Source organism: Pseudomonas sp. NY15435 (assembly GCF_048068295.1).
GTDB lineage: Bacteria > Pseudomonadota > Gammaproteobacteria > Pseudomonadales > Pseudomonadaceae > Pseudomonas.
Map to the genome: position 1 here is coordinate 243,787 of NZ_JBLUQA010000009.1, position 16,334 is coordinate 260,120.

At 66.3% G+C, this 16,334-nt stretch carries 13 protein-coding genes; 7 read left to right on the forward strand and 6 right to left on the reverse strand.

Features of this window, described 5'->3' with window-relative positions; all coding sequences use genetic code 11:
• Positions 1-2: 2 nt before the first annotated feature.
• On the forward strand, positions 3-1,172 hold the full coding sequence (locus tag ACNFH5_RS21920; protein ID WP_416749588.1) for an acyl-CoA dehydrogenase family protein: 1,170 nt from the start codon (positions 3-5) through the stop codon (positions 1,170-1,172).
• 58 nt (positions 1,173-1,230) lie between these two features.
• Positions 1,231-2,517 (forward strand): MFS transporter, encoded by a 1,287-nt coding sequence (locus ACNFH5_RS21925; protein WP_416749590.1) that lies wholly within the window; start codon positions 1,231-1,233, stop codon positions 2,515-2,517.
• A gap of 18 nt (positions 2,518-2,535) precedes the next feature.
• Here ACNFH5_RS21925 and ACNFH5_RS21930 read toward each other — a convergent pair whose 3' ends face one another.
• A complete protein-coding gene (locus ACNFH5_RS21930) occupies positions 2,536-3,483 on the reverse strand; it encodes a LysR family transcriptional regulator (RefSeq protein ID WP_416749592.1) in 948 nt (315 codons plus the stop codon).
• A gap of 314 nt (positions 3,484-3,797) precedes the next feature.
• Between ACNFH5_RS21930 and ACNFH5_RS21935 the strand changes: the two genes are divergently transcribed.
• Genes ACNFH5_RS21935 through ACNFH5_RS21955 form a run of 5 tightly spaced genes read left to right on the forward strand, consistent with a single transcriptional unit; the run spans position 3,798 to position 8,621 of the window.
• Positions 3,798-5,627 (forward strand): DUF1302 domain-containing protein, encoded by a 1,830-nt coding sequence (locus ACNFH5_RS21935; RefSeq protein ID WP_416749655.1) that lies wholly within the window; start codon positions 3,798-3,800, stop codon positions 5,625-5,627.
• Between the two features lie 14 nt (positions 5,628-5,641).
• The gene (locus ACNFH5_RS21940; protein WP_416749594.1) at positions 5,642-7,015 is read left to right on the forward strand and encodes a DUF1329 domain-containing protein; all 1,374 of its coding nucleotides are present in this window, start codon (positions 5,642-5,644) and stop codon (positions 7,013-7,015) included.
• A 13-nt stretch (positions 7,016-7,028) separates the two neighbouring features.
• The gene (locus tag ACNFH5_RS21945) at positions 7,029-7,391 is read left to right on the forward strand and encodes a YidH family protein (protein ID WP_416749596.1); all 363 of its coding nucleotides are present in this window, start codon (positions 7,029-7,031) and stop codon (positions 7,389-7,391) included.
• A 13-nt stretch (positions 7,392-7,404) separates the two neighbouring features.
• On the forward strand, positions 7,405-7,722 hold the full coding sequence (locus ACNFH5_RS21950) for a DUF202 domain-containing protein (RefSeq protein WP_416749598.1): 318 nt from the start codon (positions 7,405-7,407) through the stop codon (positions 7,720-7,722).
• Positions 7,723-7,724: 2 nt separating this feature from the next.
• A complete protein-coding gene (locus ACNFH5_RS21955; protein ID WP_416749600.1) occupies positions 7,725-8,621 on the forward strand; it encodes a LysR family transcriptional regulator in 897 nt (298 codons plus the stop codon).
• Here ACNFH5_RS21955 and ACNFH5_RS21960 read toward each other — a convergent pair.
• The 5 genes from ACNFH5_RS21960 to ACNFH5_RS21980 all read right to left on the reverse strand — a co-directional run bounded on the left by ACNFH5_RS21960 (position 8,618) and on the right by ACNFH5_RS21980 (position 16,333).
• A complete protein-coding gene (locus ACNFH5_RS21960; RefSeq protein WP_416749602.1) occupies positions 8,618-10,189 on the reverse strand; it encodes a diguanylate cyclase in 1,572 nt (523 codons plus the stop codon). The genes ACNFH5_RS21955 and ACNFH5_RS21960 overlap by 4 nt on opposite strands.
• 354 nt (positions 10,190-10,543) lie before the next feature.
• Entirely contained in the window at positions 10,544-12,643 is a 2,100-nt protein-coding gene (locus ACNFH5_RS21965; protein ID WP_416749604.1) for an HlyD family efflux transporter periplasmic adaptor subunit, read from the reverse strand.
• A 4-nt stretch (positions 12,644-12,647) separates the two neighbouring features.
• Complete coding sequence (locus ACNFH5_RS21970; RefSeq protein WP_416749606.1) at positions 12,648-13,988, reverse strand: efflux RND transporter periplasmic adaptor subunit; 1,341 nt, start codon at positions 13,986-13,988, stop codon at positions 12,648-12,650.
• Positions 13,981-14,754, reverse strand: coding sequence for an efflux RND transporter periplasmic adaptor subunit (locus ACNFH5_RS21975; RefSeq protein WP_416749608.1), 774 nt, complete (start codon positions 14,752-14,754; stop codon positions 13,981-13,983). The genes ACNFH5_RS21970 and ACNFH5_RS21975 overlap by 8 nt, the downstream gene beginning before the upstream one ends.
• The gene (locus tag ACNFH5_RS21980) at positions 14,741-16,333 is read right to left on the reverse strand and encodes a TolC family protein (protein ID WP_416749610.1); all 1,593 of its coding nucleotides are present in this window, start codon (positions 16,331-16,333) and stop codon (positions 14,741-14,743) included. Before ACNFH5_RS21980 ends, ACNFH5_RS21975 begins: the two co-directional genes overlap by 14 nt.
• Position 16,334 lies beyond the last annotated feature (1 nt).

A 16,334-nucleotide genomic window follows, 5' to 3' on the forward strand; every position in this document is an offset into this window, starting at 1 on the left:
CCATGCACGCGATTCAACCCGGCGCCAAGGCACAGGCGATCATCGACGACCTGCGCGGCTTCATCCGCGAAGAACTGCTGCCGCTGGAGCAGCGCGAGGGTATCCGCTTCGGCGAGAAGCACCCGCGCGAACTGCTGCGCAACCTGTGGAAGCGCTCCTGCGAGCGCGGCTTCTACAACATCATGCTGCCTGAGGAGCTGGGGGGCGCCGGTCTGGGTATTGCCGACCTGTGCGCCGTGAAGGAGGCCGCGGCCAGCAGCGGCGCGGTATTGGCCGCTCACGTATTGGGCGAGCTGAGCGGTCCGCCGCGGGTGGGCCATCTGTTCCGGGTGGCCAGCCAGGAGCAGATCGACCACTTTCTGCGCCCGGTGTGCCGTGCCGAGAAGGCCGTGTGTTTCGCCCTGACCGAGGCTGAGGCTGGCTCCGACGCCACGGCGATCAAGACCAGCGCGCGTCTGGAGGGTGATCACTACGTGCTCGACGGCGCGAAACGCTATATCTCCGGCGCGCCCTACGCGGACTTCGCCGTGCTGCTGGCAGTGACCGGGCCAGGCAAGGGCGCCGAGGGCATCTCGGCGTTCTTCGTCGACCTCGCCGCGCCCGGCGCGCAGGTGGTGTCCGATTACCAGGCCATGTCCGGCCCCGGTACCCACGGTGACATCCTCCTCGAAGGGGTTGAGGTGCCGGTGGCGCACCGCATCGGCGAGGAAGGCAAGGGCTTCAAGCTTGCCATGGGGCGCATCACCCTCAACCGCCTGCTGCACTGCGCCACGATGCTCGGCATGGCGGAGCTGGCGCTGAACCTGTCGGTGGACTACGCCCGTTCTCGAGTGCAGTTCGGCCGGCCAATCGGCATGTTCCAGGCGGTCAGCCACATGATTGCCGACATGGCCACCGAGCTGTATGCCGCGCGCAGCATGATGTACGCCACGGCGGCCAGCTACGACGCGGGCGGCGACATCCGTACCCAATCGTCGATGTGCAAGGTATTCAGCTCGGAAACCGCCTTCCGCATTGCCGACCGTGCGGTGCAGGTGCACGGCGGCGCCGGCTTGATCAACGGGCATCCGGTGGAGTGGCTGTTCCGCGCCACCCGTATGATGCGCATCCTTACCGGGACCAGCGAAATCCAGCGCAACACCATCGCCAAGGGCATCCTGATGCCCGATTGACCGGCGGGACGTGGAAGCGCGGACGCAGCACCCGACAAGAACAAGAGAGATCAGCGACATGCAAGATTCTTCTGCTAAAGAGAATGCCTACCAGCCCCGCCGAGCCTGGACGGTCGCCTTTCTGCTGGCGGCGATGATGCTGGTGAACTTCCTCGACAAGGTGGTCACCGGTCTGGTTGCGGTACCGATGATGAAGGAGCTGAACCTGACTCCTGCCGAGTTCGGTCTGGTTGGCGGCAGCCTGCACTGGCTGTTCTCCATCTCCGCGGTGGTGGGCGGCTTCCTCGCCAACCGCCGCTCCACCCGCTGGCTGTTGCTGGGCATGGGGGCCTTCTGGGCACTGGTGCAGTTACCGATGCTCTATGCCACTTCGCTATGGACGCTGGTGGCCTGCCGGGTGCTGCTGGGCGTGGGTGAGGGGCCGGCGTCGCCGGTCGCCACCCATGCGCTGTACAAGTGGTTCCCCGACGAGCGCCGCAGCCTGCCGGTGGCGCTGCTGCATTCGGGCAGTGCCATGGGCCTGCTGATCGCCGGGCTGATGATTCCCTGGATCAGCACACACTACGGCTGGCGCAGCAACTTCGCGGTACTGGCGATCTTCGGCGCCATCTGGTGCGTGGCCTGGTTCTTCTTCGGCCAGGAAGGGCGGCTGGGCGAGACGCCACGCGGGCAGGGCTCTGGCGAGCGTCTGCCGTACCGTCGCCTGTTGGCTGACAGCACGGTGCTGGCGAACTATTTCTGCCACTTCGCCGCCAATTGGTCGTTGGCGCTGACCTTGACCTGGGTGCCGGCCTACCTGGAAAGCGGCCTGGGCCTGAGCGCCATGAACGCTGGGCGGCTGTTCGGGTTGTTCGTCCTGGTGACCATGCCGCTGAGCCTGTTCATGGCGTGGTTGTCGCAGCGCATGTTGCGCGCCGGTCTATCGTCGCGGATCGCGCGGGGTGTGTTCGTCTCGGCATGCCTGGTGGCCAGTGGCGTGCTGTCCATCAGCCTGTTGACGGACCTGCCGGTGGCGCTGCGCATGACCTACATGACCCTGAGCGGCGGCCTGGCGCTGGTGATGTACTCGGTGGGCCCGGCAATGCTGGCGGAAGTCACGCCCACCGCACAGCGGGGCAGCATCCTGGCGATTGGCAATGCCTTCGCCTCGCTGGCGGGGCTCAGCGCCCCTATCGTCACCGGCTTCCTCGTGCAGCGCTCCGGTGGCCTGGATGGTGCCGGCTATGCCCATGGCTTCGCGGTCAGCGGCGTACTGCTGGTGGTCGCCGGTCTGGTCGGGCTGGCCTGGCTACGCCCACAACGCTCGCGGGCACAGCTCTCCGGCGAACTGGCCGCTGCCGGTTGACGATGCGGGGGCTGGCGGTCAATCGTCCAGCTTGACCGCTGGCAGAGGCGAGCGCTCGATCAGCTCGCCTTTCCACGTTCCGTTGCGCACCGCTTCCACCAGCAGTTCGCGCACCAGATCGTGCACGCACGAGGCCGCGAAGCTCAGTGGCTTGTGCGCCGAGTGGGCGATGGAAATGGTGCGTTCGATCTGCGGCTCGACGATGCGCCGCGCCAATGACTGCGAGCCCACCTCGATTGGCGGCCAGTTGCTGATGGAGGCCGCCAGCCCGCTGGTCACCAGGCCCGTGATGCCGTAAGCGGACTGCTGCTCGTACTTCACATTCAGCTCAAGCCCCGCTGCCATGGCTGCCTGCTCGATGCGCCGGCGCAGGTGCATGCCGCGCGGCGGCATCACCAGAGGCTGGCTCAGCGCCTCGGCCAGGGTGATGCTCTCTCCCTCGCTTCCCAGCGGCATGCGCCCGACCCAATAGAGCTGCTCGACGAAGATCGGCTCGGCGACCACTCCTTCGAGTTCCTCGGCATTGGGCACGATGCCGAAATCGACCTTGCCCAGTTCGATGGCTTCGCCGCCTTCCTTGCTCAGACCGTCGCGCACCACCAGGTCGATGCCGGAGAACTTCTCCTGCACGCGCTGGATGATCGCCGGCAGCAGCAGGGCGGAGGTGGTCACCGGGATGGCCACCGACACCCGCCCGCGCGGGTCGCCCCGGCTGGACATCAGCTCGTCCTTCACCGAATCGATCTTCTGCACCACCGAGCGGGCCACCTCGTAGAGGCGCCGGCCGGCGTCGGTGAGATCGACGCCGTCGTGCTGGCGCAGCAGCAATTGCACTTCCAGTTCGCTCTCCAGCATGCCGATCTGGCGGCTGAGCGCCGGCTGGGCGATATAGGCCTTGCGGGCGGCGGCGGAAAAGCTACCGGCCTCGGCGATGGCGATCAGGTAACGCAACTGCTTGAGGGTCATCGTCGTGCCTTGTCCGGCCATGCCGGTTTGATATGGGGCCCATCTGAAGACGATATTTGTTCGTCGGCAGAGGGCTATTTAGTATCGAGCCATCCCCGCAAATCAAGGGCCGGTAACGATAAGCCAACAATCCGCAAAGTCTTCTGGAAGTTCATTCGAAGAATAATTCTTCTAATACAAATACCCAGATAATACAAACACCTACGCTCGATACCTCATGTTGCTTAAAGTGATTTCGAGAAGGATTTGTATTGCCTGAAGATCGCTCGAAAAAAATAAAGAGGATAAGAGTGATGACGCCGAAAGTTCGCATCATGGTGCGAGGCTCATGGCTATTGGTCGCAACTTGCACCTGCCATTCTGCCTGGGGTTACAACTTCGAAATCGGAGAAATCCAGGGCCAGCTCGACTCCGCGCTGTCGCTGGGCGCCAGCATGTCCACCCACAACCCCGAACAGCGCCTGATGCGCAGCGCCTCGGGTGATGACGGTCGTCGCAACTACCGCGCTGGCGACGTGTTCTCGAAGATATTCAAGGGCCGCCACGATCTGGAGCTCAAGTATGGCGACAGCGGCGTGTTCCTGCGCGGCAGCTACTGGTACGACTACGCCCTGCGCGACGAGAGCCAGCGCTTCAAGGATGTCGAGGACGCCGGACGCAAGAACGCCAACAAGTCCGCCGGCTTCGAGTTGCTGGACGCCTTCGTCTACCACAACTTCCAGATCGCCGATGAACCGGGCTCGGTGCGCCTGGGCAAACAGGTGGTGAACTGGGGCGAAAGCACCTTCATCCAGGGCGGCCTGAACGTGGTCAATCCGACCAACCTGTCGGCTATCCGCCGGCCGGGCTCGGAGGTGAAGGACGCACTGGTGCCGGTGAATCTGTTTTATGTCACCCAGAACCTCAGCGAAAACCTCTCCGCGGATTTCTTCTACCAGTTGGACTGGGAACAGACCAACCTGGACAACTGCGGCACCTTCTTCTCCAGCAACGACTACATCCCCGACGGGTGCTACGGCCTGGACGTAGGCAAGAACCTTACCGGCAACGCCGCCGCGGTGCGTGCGCTATCGCCGTTCGGCGTCGATCTGACCAGCGAGGGCATTCGCCTGCAACGCGCTGCCGACCGGGACGCGCGCAACAGCGGGCAGTGGGGTCTGTCGCTGCACTGGTTCGTGCCGGCCCTGGACACGGAGTTCGGCGCTTACGCGGCCAACTACCACAGCCGTCTGCCGTACACCGGTTCGATCAGCAGTCCGTACCTGACCAATACCAATTTCGTCCCCCAGCTGTGCGGCAACCTTGGCCTTTCTGGCGCGGCCTGCAACGGCCTGATGAACAGCAGCGCCGGCAAGACCCTGACCGATGCGCTGCGCATGGGGACTTCAAGTTACTTCGTCGAATACCCCGAAGACATCCGCCTGTACGGCCTGACCTTCGCGACGACGTTGTCCAGCGGCACCGCGCTGCAGGGCGAGATCAGCTACCGGCCGAACCTGCCGCTGCAATTCAACGGCCCGGATCTGATCCAGTCCGGCCTGGGCGACCCGTCGCGCACACCGTTGTATGACAGCGGCGCTGTGGCCTATGCCGACAGCAATGCCGCCGACGGCTACCGCCGCAAGGAAGTGACCCAGGCGCAGATGACCGCTACCCAGACCGTCAGCCAGGTCATGGGCGCCGACCAGTTGGTGCTGGTGGGCGAGGTGGGCGCCACCTTCGTCGGCGGCCTGGAGGGCCACGGCGGCCCGCGCTATGGGCGCAACAGCACCTTCGGCTCCGGCGAACTGGCCAACAACGCCGTGTGCATCGCCAACTCGGCGACGCCGCAGAACTGCAACAACGAGGGTTTCGTCACGTCGTTCTCCTGGGGCTACCGCGCGCGGGCGATCTGGAGCTACGCCAACGCCATCGCCGGCATCGACCTCAAGCCCGGTATCTCATGGTCCCACGACGTGAAGGGCTACGCCCCGGCGGAGGTCTCGGGCTTCAACGAGGGTGCCAAGGCGGTCGGCCTGTCGCTGGATGCGGATTTCAACAGCACCTACACCGCCGGCATTTCCTACACCAACTACTTCGATGGCGACTACGGCAACCGCGGCGATCGCGATTTCGTCTCGCTGTCGGTCGGCATCAACTTCTAAGTGGAGCCTGCCTCTTGAAACGCATCTACTGCCTGTTTTCCGCCGTCCTCCTGACCCACGGCGCTGTCCTCCTGGGCGAAGGTGCCTACGCCGCCGTGCCGGCCGGCGAGGCCGCCAAGCTGCAAGACAGCCTGACTCCCATGGGCGCCGAACGCGCCGCCAGCGCTGACGGCCAAGTCCCGGCCTGGCTGGGCGGGTTGTCCGGCGATGGCCTGAAGATACAGGGCAACGGCACCCCGGCCGACCCGTACGCCGGCGACCAGCCCCTGTTCACCATCGATTCGAGCAACTACCAGCAGTACCAGGCCAATCTCACCGCCGGGCAGATTGCGCTGCTCAAGCGCTATCCCGGCCAGTACAAGCTGCCGGTCTACCCCAGCCACCGCAGCGTGGGTGTGTCGGACATGGTGAAGGGCTGGGTGGCGCAGAACGCCACCGGCGCCAGGCTCGTCAATGACGGCAATGGCATCGAGGGCTTCCACGGCGCGGTGGCCTTCCCGATTCCGCAAAACGGCCTGGAAGCGATCTGGAACCACATTACCCGTTATCGCGGCGGTAGCCTGCTGTCGGTCAATGACAGCGCGGCGCCCCAGGCCGGTGGCGACTACGTGATCACCACCACCGAGCAGCGCTTCACCATGGCCGACCAGGTGAGCAACTACGAGCCGGGCAAGGTGGACAACATGCTGTTCTACTACAGCCACCGCATCACCGCGCCGTCGCGCCAGGTGGGCGAGGTGGTGCTGGTCCACGAGACACTGGATCAGGTGAAGCAACCGCGCCTCTCCTGGGTCTACAGCTCCGGCCAGCGCCGGGTGCGCCGTGCTCCGGACAATGCCTACGACGCCGCCGGGCCGACCACCGCCGGTCTGAGAACCGCGGACAGCCGCGACATGTACAACGGCGCGCCGGATCGCTACGACTGGAAACTGATCGGCAGGAAGGAGCTGTACATCCCCTACAACAGCTACCGCCTGGCTTCACCCAGCCTGAAGTACGCTGACTTCCTCAAGCCTGGCGTGATCGACTCGGCGCCGACCCGCTACGAGTTGCACCGCGTCTGGGAAGTGGAGGCCACGCTGAAGCCCGGCGCCCGCCATATCTACTCCAAGCGGCGCTTCTATCTCGACGAGGACAGCTGGACCGTGGTGGAAAACGACCAGTACGACAGTCGTGGCGAGCTCTGGCGGATCGGCGAGAATCACACGTTCTATCGTCCGGATGTCCAGGTGCTGCTGTCCGCCGTCCAGGTGTTCTATGACCTGCAGGCGGGCCGCTACATCGCTTCCAACATGAGCAACGAGCAGCCGCGCGGCTACGACTTCGGCTTCCGCGCCACCACCTCGGATTACTCGCCCGGTGCTCTGCGCGGACTGGGGATTCGCTGATGGTCTGGCGGCAATGAGTGGCGGCCGCAGTCGCCTGGCCGACCGCCTGCTGGGCGGCGGCGAGGAGCCGGACCCGCGTTTCACCCTGGCGAATGAACGGACCTTCCTCGCCTGGATTCGCACCTCGATGGCGCTGCTGGCCGGCGCCATCGCCCTGGATGCCTTCGTAAGCCCCACACTGACGGGGGCTGTACGGACCTTCCTGGCCCTGGCGCTGGCCGGCCTCGGCCTGCTTACCGCCGGGGCGGCCGGGGTTCGCTGGCTGAGCGTGGAGCGTGCGCTGCGACAAGGGCGGCCTTTGCCGGTGCCGCTGCTGGTGCCGTTGTTGGCGCTGGCCTGCGTAGTGCTGGCTGCCGGCCTGATCGGCTACCAGTGATGAGCCAGTGGGCATGAGCGATAACGGATTGCAGGCCGAACGCACCACCCTGGCCTGGACGCGAACCCTGCTGGTGCTGCTGGTGCTGGCGGCGCTGGTGCTGCGGAGGATCGGCGAGCTGTCGGTATTCGCTCTGGTTCCGGCTGCGCTGCTGACGGGCTGTGCGTTGGTCTGCCAGCTCGGGCAGGGCGCACATTACCGACGCGGCTCCCGCGCGCTGGCCGGCTCGGCACCAGTCGGCAACGGCCACGCCGTGGCCTGGCTGAGCCTGACGCTGATGCTCACCGCCGGACTGTTGTTCGGCCTGATCCTGTTGCACGACGATTGCTGACCATGCACGACCTGTATGACCTCGACCTGAACCTGCTGTCAGTGTTCGACGCCATCTACCAGCAGCGCAGCATCACCCGCGCCGCGCGGTTGATGGGCCTGAGCCAGCCGGCGGTGAGCAATGCCCTGAGCCGCCTGCGCAAGCACTGCGGCGATCCGCTGTTCATCAAGAGCCACCTGGGTGTGACGCCCACTGTTGCGGGGCATCGTCTGGCCGACCATGTACGCCTGGCCTTCGAAAGCCTGCGCGAAGGCTGGCGCCAGGTGCCCGGACGCCCGTCGACGGCGCCCGAACTGCGGGTCAGCTGTGTCGACTGCCTGCAGCCGCTGTTTCTCGACACCGCCCTGGCGCGGCTGGGCGAGGCGTGGCGGGTAAGCTTCTACCAGCCACAGCGCCGCGTGGCCTTCGACGAACTGCGCGAAGGCCGGCTGGACGTGCTGCTGGACATCGAACAGGTGGTGCCGTTCGGCTACGGCATCGAGCGTATCTCGGTGCCGGCGGACCGCTACGTCTTCGCCCACGGTGCCGCGCTGGAGAGTCCCCCGCAGACGCTCGCCGACTACCTGCGGCAGCCCCAGGTCCACGTGTCCGCCCGGCGTGGCGGCCTGTGCCCGGTGGACTTGCAGCTTGGCCTACGCGGACTGCGCAGGAATATCGCCTGCCGGGTGCAGAGCGCCCTTGCCGCGCGTCTGATGCTGGACCGCCATCCGCTGGGGGTGACCCTGCCGGCGAGGATGGCACGTCTGCTGGGCCTGAACCGCCAGCCCTTGCCCCTGGAGGAGGCGGTGGCGTTTCCCGTGGCCATCTATATCGCCCCCGGCTTGGGCGATGGCGGGCGGATCAACGACCTGGCGCGTGCATTGGCATCGCGGCTGACGACGCTCGATCCGATGGACTAGCTGGCGTCACTGCTGATTACACGGTCGCGGCCAGTCTGTTTCGCGCGGTAGAGACGGCGGTCGGCCTGTTTGAGCACGGATTCCGCGGTTGACGCTGCCCCCCCGGACTCGGCGACGCCGATGGACAGGGTAAGCAGGCCCACTTGCGGTATAGGCGTGATCGCCACGGTTTCGCGGATGCGCTCGGCGATGGCGCTGGCCGCTTCCAGGGTGGTTTCCGGCAGCAGCAGGACGAACTCTTCGCCTCCCGAGCGACAGGCCAGATCGTCGGCCCGGGACGAATCGCGCAGCACGGCAGCGACGCGGCGCAGGGCCTCGTCGCCGGCATCGTGTCCCCAGGTGTCGTTGACCTTCTTGAAGTGATCGATGTCCACCGCCAGCACCGAGTAGGGCCGCCCGGATTGGCCCAGCGCTTCCAGCGCGGCGCCCAGCGCCCGGCGGTTGGCGAGGCCGGTCAGGACGTCGCTTTGCGCCTCCAGGCTCAGGCGTCCGAACTTCTGCTGCATCAACCCGACGCCAGTGAGCAGCGCCGCGCGGATCGCCGCCGCCTCGCGATACCAGGTTTTGATGTCCTGCAGTTCGCGGGGCGTTTCCGGGTTCGACAACTGCTCGGCGCTCTTCGCCAACTGGCGCAGTGGTCGGGTGATCAACAGGGTGCCGGCCCAGATGGCCAGTACACCCATCAGGCTGGCCGGGATCAGGCCGATGAGCATGTCCTTCATCAGCAGGTTCAACGGCGAGAGACTGAGGTCGCGCGGCTGCTGGGCGACCACCGCCCAGTTGGCGGCGGGCACATTGGCGTAGCCGGCGAGCATGGGCACGCCCTTGTAGTTGAGCACTTCCATGACGCCGCTTTCCCCGCGCAGGGCGGCGTCCACCGTGCTGCTGTGGACGAGCAATTCGCCGACGCGCGCCACCTCGGGGTGGTGCAGCAGGCGCCGGTTGGCATCGGCGACGAAGGCGAAGGTGCCTTCCTCCTGGAAATGGCTGCCGATGATGGTGTGCAGCACGCTGGGCTTGAGGATGTACACCGAGCCGCCGACCAGCCCCAGGTACTCGCCGTTGGCACCGATGATCGGCTGCGAGATCAGCACCACGAGGTTGCCGGCGATGGAAACGTAGGCCTGGCTGATCTTTGGCTGCTTCAGCCGCAGCGCTTCCTGCACGCTTTCCGAGCGCAGCGTGGTGCCGACGATCTGCAGGGAATCGGGATAGGCCTGGAGCACCTTGCCATGGGCATCGACGACGATCAGCGAATTGAAAAAGGTGTCCTGCGCCTGCAGGCGCATCGCCTCGGCGCGCAGCACGGCGGGTTCATCGAAATGCCTGGCCTGTATTGCCGCGCTGTAGGCCAGGTTGCGCTGCGCGGAGCTGAGGAATTCGCTGATGCTCGAAGCAACCTTGGCGGCATAGGCGCGATTGGCTTCCAGGGTGGAGTGGATGAGTGCGCTGCGCTGCACGTTGTAGGCCACCACCAGGCTGTTGCCCAGGGTCGCCAGTGCAGCCAGCAGGACGAAGGCGAGGATCAGCACCCGCAGCGTCAGCGGCTTGCGGCTCCAGCGCTTCATGGCTGGCCCTGCGCTGGTGGTGGGATTGCTGGGTGAGGTATCTGGGTTCGAGTCATCGAATGCCGGTTCTGATGAGGGGCACCTGCAGCCTACCCGTCGATCCTCGACGGTGCGAGGTTGAGGATAGGCAGGCTTGCGGTATCCGTCACTTCGCTGTTCTTCAGATCAGAGCTCAGACTAAAGGCTTGGGCGTAGGAGCGGACTCCGTCCGCGATCGATTCAACGCCACTCCGATCGACCTGGGAGCTGGGCGAAACCATCGCGGACGGAGTCCGCTCCTACGGGAAGGATGTCCGCGACGTTGCCCCCTGGTCAGGAACAAACGCCAGAAGGGGCGGCCCGTTGCACCCCTCGCTAGAAGCCGCTCTCGCGCAGTGCAACGGCCAGCAGGCGGGTGAAGCCTTCGCCCAGCCAGCTGCGCCGTGCGCCTTCGATCTGCAGGTGGCCGCGGGTTTCGTGGAGGTTCGGTGGCGCGGCGTCCAGCTTGACCAGTATGTGGAACAGCGCCGGGTTGGGCACGAGGGTTTCGCCCTGCGCGTTGACGTTCAGCGGGCCGCCGTAGCGCGAGGCGAGCATCGGCTGTTCCAGCTGGCTGATGCGCGTGGTGCCGATCAGCACCACCTGCCCTTCAATGGCCTGCGGTATGCCTTCGGGGTAGAAGCGCACACGGCCGCCGTCGGTCAGGCGCTGCACTTCGTCCTGCTTGACGTAGGCGTCCACCAGCCAGTGCCGTGGGTCCACCAGCACGCCGATGGGCTCGCGGGTGTTGATCCACTGGCCGGGCTTCCAGTCCGGGTTGACGTCCATCCAGCGGCCGGCGAAGGGCGCTGTCAGGTTCAGGCGCGCCATTTCGTTGCGGGCGGCGCGGGCCTGCTGGTACTCCACCCCCAGGCGCTGGCGGGTGACGGCTTCTTCGGAGAGGCCCGAGGGGTCGGCGAGCATGCCGGCCAGACGCCCCTGGAAGCCACGGATGCCGGCTTCGCTGCTGCGAATCTTGGCGGCGATGTCGGGTTCCTCCATCACCGCCAGCGTCTCGCCCTGGCCGACTTCGCCGCCGGGGCGCAGGTCGCGCAGCAGCGCGGGGAAGGGCGCGTAGACGTGCAGTTGCGCAGCCGCACGGGCCACGCCCATGGCGTGCACCTGGGTGCGCCAGGGAATGGCGAGCAGGAGCAGCAAGGCGCCGAGTAGCGCGAGGAACACCAGCTTGCGCCGCGGCTGCACTTCCGCTCGGCGCTGCCACCAGACCTTGAGTTCTCTCCACACGGGCTGAACGATGAACCAGCTGATTTCCACGGCGAACAGAAAGATCCCCAGCAGTTTGAAGAAGAAGTAGTAGACCGCCACGGCGATCCCGAGGAACAGCAGCAGGCGGTAGACCCAGGTGCCGAAGGCGAAGGCCACCAGCGCCCGGCGCTTGCCGGTGGGGAAGTGCTCCGGCCAGGGCTCGTCCAGCCCGAGCAGGTTGCGTCGCAGCGTGGTGCGCGCCAGTGCGCCGGCGCGCTCATGCAGATTGGGGAAGTCCAGCAGGTCGGAGAAGATGAAGTAGCCGTCGAAGCGCATGAAGGGGCTGGCGTTCAGCGCCAGCGACAGCGCCCAGCTGGTGGTCGCCAGGTAGAGCAGGGCGTTGCGCAGGGGGCCGGGATCGGCCAGCGCCCAGCCCAGCGTGGACAGCCCGGCCAGGCCCAGTTCGGTGATGATGCCCGCGCTGGCAATTGCCAGGCGCTGGCGGTTGCTGCGCAGTTTCCAGCTCTCGCCGGTGTCGGTGTAGAGCATCGGCCACATCACCACGAAGGCGATGCCCATGTGCGCGACCTTGAGCCCCAGTCGCGTCGCCACCAGCGCGTGCCCGAGTTCGTGCAGCGTCTTGGCCACCACCAGCGCGGCGGCGAAGCTGAGCAGGCCCTCGAAGGAAAAGGACTCCACCACGTCGTGGGTGAAGGTGTCCCACTGGTGCGCCACCAGCACGATGCCGGCAAGGCTGAGCAGCAGCACCAGCGTCGCCACGTAGCGGTTGAACAGCCAGTCGAGGCTGCCGGCGATGGCGCGCAGGAAGCGTTGCGGGCGGATCAGCGGAATGCGGAAGAACAGGTAGTGGTGCAGCCACCAGTTCCAGGTCGTCCACTGTTTGCCTTCGCTGCGCGCAGCGAGGCGCGCCAGGGCTTCGGGGCCTGGGCGCAGCAACTGGTGGTGTTCGAGGAACTGGCGGAAGCCCAGCACCTGCTCGGCGTCGGGCTTGAGCGCGGTCTGCTCGGCGATCTGCTCGCTGATCTGGCGGGGTGTCTGTTCCCAGCGCAGCAGGCATTCGAACTCCAGCCAGCCGATGCGGTAGAAACGATTGAGTACGCTGTCCTGGATCACCCACACCGGCTCTCCGTCCGGGCCGGGGGCGGCTTCATCCAGGCGCAGGTCGTCCCGCAGGGGCGGGGTGGGTAGGTCTTCGGCGGCGATGTCCATGGCGCTACCAGCCGGTCCAGGCGCGCAGCGAGGCCAGCGGGCGACGCAGCAGGTAATAGCCCAGCACCACGCGCTCGCCATAGAGCTTGGCGGTGCCGTGCAAACCGAGTCGCGCATGAGGCGGCGCATCCTCGACGCTGGCCAGCAGGCGGTAGGAAGCGACGCCTTCGTCGCTGGGCTTGGCCTGGTAGCTGGTATCGAGGATTTCCCCGTGCAGCGGGTCGAGCGGGTACGCGGTGAGGAACAGCGCCACTTTTGCTCCCGGCTCCAGTGCGATGGCGTCGGCTACCGGCAACTGGATGCGCATGCCCGGCGCTTTCGGATCGGCAATCTGCAGAATGCGCTCGCCGGTGACCACGGGCTTGCCCAGCCAGTCGTTCGGGTCGCTGTACACGGCCACGCCCGCGCGCGGCGCGAGCACTCGCGTACGCGCCAGTTGTGCCTGCACGGCAGCCAGCTCGGCACGACGCTGGCGGGCGCGGCCGTCGAGCACCGTGAGTTCGCTCTTGCTCTGCGGGTTGTCGAAGGCGCGCTGGCTGGCCGCCATGAGTTCGGCGTCGGCCACGGCGACTTCCTTGGCCAGCACGTCGGCGCGGCTGCGCAGGGTGGTTTCGTCCAGTTCGAAGAGCGGCGTACCGACGTCTACGTTCTGGTTGGGGCGAACCAGCATTTTGACGATCACCCCGTCGATCGGCGAGCTGATCACCTGGGCGTTGCGCGACACGACTTCCGCCGGCGCCAGGGCCGTCTGCCGTACCGGAATCAGCAGCAGCGCGGCCAGTGCAATCACGCCGACCAGCACCTGGCGTTTGCTCGGCCGCCAGAAGCGCAGGCGGGTACGTGGCCCGAACGAGGCCCAGGCGTGTGCCCAGGTCTGCCAGATACCCAGCAGCAACGGTTGCAGGTTGCGCGCCGGAGGTTCGTCGAGCAGGAACAGCACCAGCCCGAGGCGTTTGCCCGCGCGGTCGTGCAGCGGTACGCACCAGAGCCCGGCGGGCCACCATTCGCTCCAGCCTTCGGCGATGTCGGCGGGTGGTTCGATGGCATCGCGGGCCAGCCAGGTCGGCGTGGCGTCGGGTACCTGCGCAGCGACCCAGCGACTGGCGCGTTCCAGCCAGACCAGGTAGGGCGAGTCCTCGGTGGGCTTGGCCAGTCCGGACACTGCCAGCAATTCGTTGCGCGACTCATGGCAGGCGAACACCAGCGCCTGGTGGAAGCGCAGCAGCGGGAACAGGTCGTTGGCGATGCTGAAGGCCAGGCCGCCGAGAGAGTCGGCCGCCAGCGCCTTGTCGCGCACATTGGCCAGGCTCAGCAGCAGCTGGGGGGGTGGCAGCAGCTCACTCATGGCTTTCGGGGAAGCGCGCGACCCCGCTCATGCCGGCGATCAGTTCGGGGTAGCTGGCATCCAGCTTCGCCTCGAGTTCCACGGTCTGCGCCACGGCGTCGACCCGCGCGTTGATCACGCTGACCTTGGCCGGGTACTGCTTGCCGGTTTCATGGATGTCCACTTCCAGGGGCATGTCCGGGCGCAGGCTGGGCAGCATGGATGAGGGTACGTTGAGACGGACTTTCAGCGCGCCGTCGCTGACCAGGTCGAACAGCGGCGTGCCGGCCGTCACCGTCTGGAACGGCTTGACGTAGACCTTGGCAATGCGTCCGGAGAACGGCGCGTCGATCTGGCAATAGCCGGCCTGGGCACGCGCCAGGGTGAGGGCCCCGTCGGCTTTCTGCACCTCGGTGTTGGCCATGGCCACTTCCAGGTCGCCGACGGCATCGAGCTTGCGCAGGTTCTGTTTGGCGGCCAGGTTGGCGCGGGCCATGTTCAGTTCGGCGCCGGCAACCTTGGCGCGGGCATTGACCTCGACGCAGTTGAGCTGGGCGAGCTGGGCGTCCTTGGCGACCTTGTCGCCAAGGCTGGCCTTGAGCGCGCCGAGCGTCCCGTTCATCTGGGCGGAGAGGGTGGTTTCCAGGTTGGAGACCAGCAGTACCCGGATCGCGCCGGGATCCTGGTTGTCGGGAAGAGGCGGCAGGGCGCTGGCGTCTTCGGCCAGTGCCGGCTGGAGGAACATCAGGCACAACGGGAGGAGCAGGTACGACTTACTGCGCGGCATTGGCGGTTTCCTTTTGCCCGACGGAAGCTTGCCCAATGGAAGGTTGCACGACGGAAGCCTGAACGGCGGCGGGGCCGTTGCTGGCGAGCAGGTTGGTGCTGGTCTGCTGTTCCAGGGTGCGCTGGATTTCCCGCGCGAGGGTCTTCACGTCGTGGTTCTCGATTTCCTTGGGCATCACCTCGAAGCCCACCGAGTTGTACAGCCGCCCCCAGGCTGCCTGGGCGTCGGAGTAAGCGGCTTCGCGCTGGTAGCGCGAGAGCAAGTAGCGGCCCTCGGCGCGGATCAGCTCCAGTTCGCTGCCCAGGGCGGCGCCACGGGCGGACTGGGCGTAACTGAGCAGGCTCTGGTCAACGCGCAGGCTCTCGTCGGCGAACTCCACTTCCTGGCGCGCCAACTGGTAGCGCAGCAGGCCGACCCGGACCTGGGTGAGGATGGCCATGGACAGCGCGGTGCGGCGCATGTCGTCGGTCTTCTCCTGGATGGCCTCGGCGGCCTTGATGTCCGGGTACTGCGCCAGGCGCAGCAGGTTCATCGAGACGTTGATGCCGGTCTGGTTCCAGTCGTTGTTGTACAGGTACTTGTTGGAGTCGTACTCGTAGCCGTAGTTGAAACTCACGTTGGGCCACAGCTGGGCCTTGGCGATCTTCAGGTCGTTCATGTCGACGCGCTTGCGATACCACTCCTCCATGATCTCCGGACGGCGTTCCAGCGACAGGCGCTCCAGCCGCTCGACGTTATTGGTCACCAGCGGCAGCGGTTGCTCGCCGATGTCGGCCAGGACCATTTTCGTGTTCGGCGGCAGCGACATCAGCGCGGCCAGTTCGGCGCGGGCGAATTCCAGGTCCTGGCGGCGTACGGTAAGCATGTACACCGAGTCGAGCAGGGCACGCTGGTAGGCGAGGATGTCCTGGCGCGGCAGCAGGCCCTTGCCTTCGGCCTCGCGGGCGGAGGTCAGGGCGCGGTGGGTGCGCATCAGCAAGCCGTCCACTTCCGGCAGCAGGCGCTGGGCGCCCAGGGCGCGCCAGTAGGCATTGCGCACGTCCTGCAGGACGTTCTGCGCGACCTTCTCGCGGCGTTCCTCGGCCATCAGCATCTGGTCGTTCTTCTGCTGGGTGCGGAAGTAGGCAACGCCAAAGTCCAGCAGGCTCCAGGACAGCCCCAGGCTGTAGAGCTGGCGGTAGCGCTCTTCCGAGGTGGACGGGCGCAAGCTGACCTGGCGGTCCTCGATGCCGATGGAGGTGCCGCCGGAATCGTTGTTGCGCCCGGCGTAGCCCGCCGAGGCCACGACGCGGGGCAGCATCTCGTGACTGGTGACGTCGCGCAGATCGGAGGCCAGCGCGCTTTCCAGCAGCTTCAGGCGGTAGTCGAGGTTGTATTTCAACGCCCGCGCCGAGGCCTCGTAGAAGGTGATCGGCCCGCTGACCGGCTCCTGCTCCTTGTACATCCGCGCCTGATCATCGATTACCCGCTGGCGCATTTCCTCCTCGGTATAGGGCTTGGGCTCGAACGCCGAGCAGGCGCTGAGCAGGATGCTGACGGTGATGGTGGCGCTCAGGCATTTCAGTGCGTAGGCGGGCATG

Excerpts from the sequence above, each read along its gene's own strand:
- ACNFH5_RS21920 (WP_416749588.1), top strand. The coding sequence starts at position 3 with ATGCACGCGATTCAACCCGGCGCCAAGGCACAGGCGATCATCGACGAC.
- ACNFH5_RS21925 (WP_416749590.1), top strand. The coding sequence starts at position 1,231 with ATGCAAGATTCTTCTGCTAAAGAGAATGCCTACCAGCCCCGCCGAGCC.
- ACNFH5_RS21930 (WP_416749592.1), bottom strand. The coding sequence starts at position 3,483 with ATGACCCTCAAGCAGTTGCGTTACCTGATCGCCATCGCCGAGGCCGGT.
- ACNFH5_RS21935 (WP_416749655.1), top strand. The coding sequence starts at position 3,798 with ATGGTGCGAGGCTCATGGCTATTGGTCGCAACTTGCACCTGCCATTCT.
- ACNFH5_RS21945 (WP_416749596.1), top strand. The coding sequence starts at position 7,029 with ATGAGTGGCGGCCGCAGTCGCCTGGCCGACCGCCTGCTGGGCGGCGGC.
- ACNFH5_RS21950 (WP_416749598.1), top strand. The coding sequence starts at position 7,405 with ATGAGCGATAACGGATTGCAGGCCGAACGCACCACCCTGGCCTGGACG.
- ACNFH5_RS21955 (WP_416749600.1), top strand. The coding sequence starts at position 7,725 with ATGCACGACCTGTATGACCTCGACCTGAACCTGCTGTCAGTGTTCGAC.
- ACNFH5_RS21960 (WP_416749602.1), bottom strand. The coding sequence starts at position 10,189 with ATGAAGCGCTGGAGCCGCAAGCCGCTGACGCTGCGGGTGCTGATCCTC.
- ACNFH5_RS21965 (WP_416749604.1), bottom strand. The coding sequence starts at position 12,643 with ATGGACATCGCCGCCGAAGACCTACCCACCCCGCCCCTGCGGGACGAC.
- ACNFH5_RS21970 (WP_416749606.1), bottom strand. The coding sequence starts at position 13,988 with ATGAGTGAGCTGCTGCCACCCCCCCAGCTGCTGCTGAGCCTGGCCAAT.
- ACNFH5_RS21975 (WP_416749608.1), bottom strand. The coding sequence starts at position 14,754 with ATGCCGCGCAGTAAGTCGTACCTGCTCCTCCCGTTGTGCCTGATGTTC.
- ACNFH5_RS21980 (WP_416749610.1), bottom strand. The coding sequence starts at position 16,333 with ATGCCCGCCTACGCACTGAAATGCCTGAGCGCCACCATCACCGTCAGC.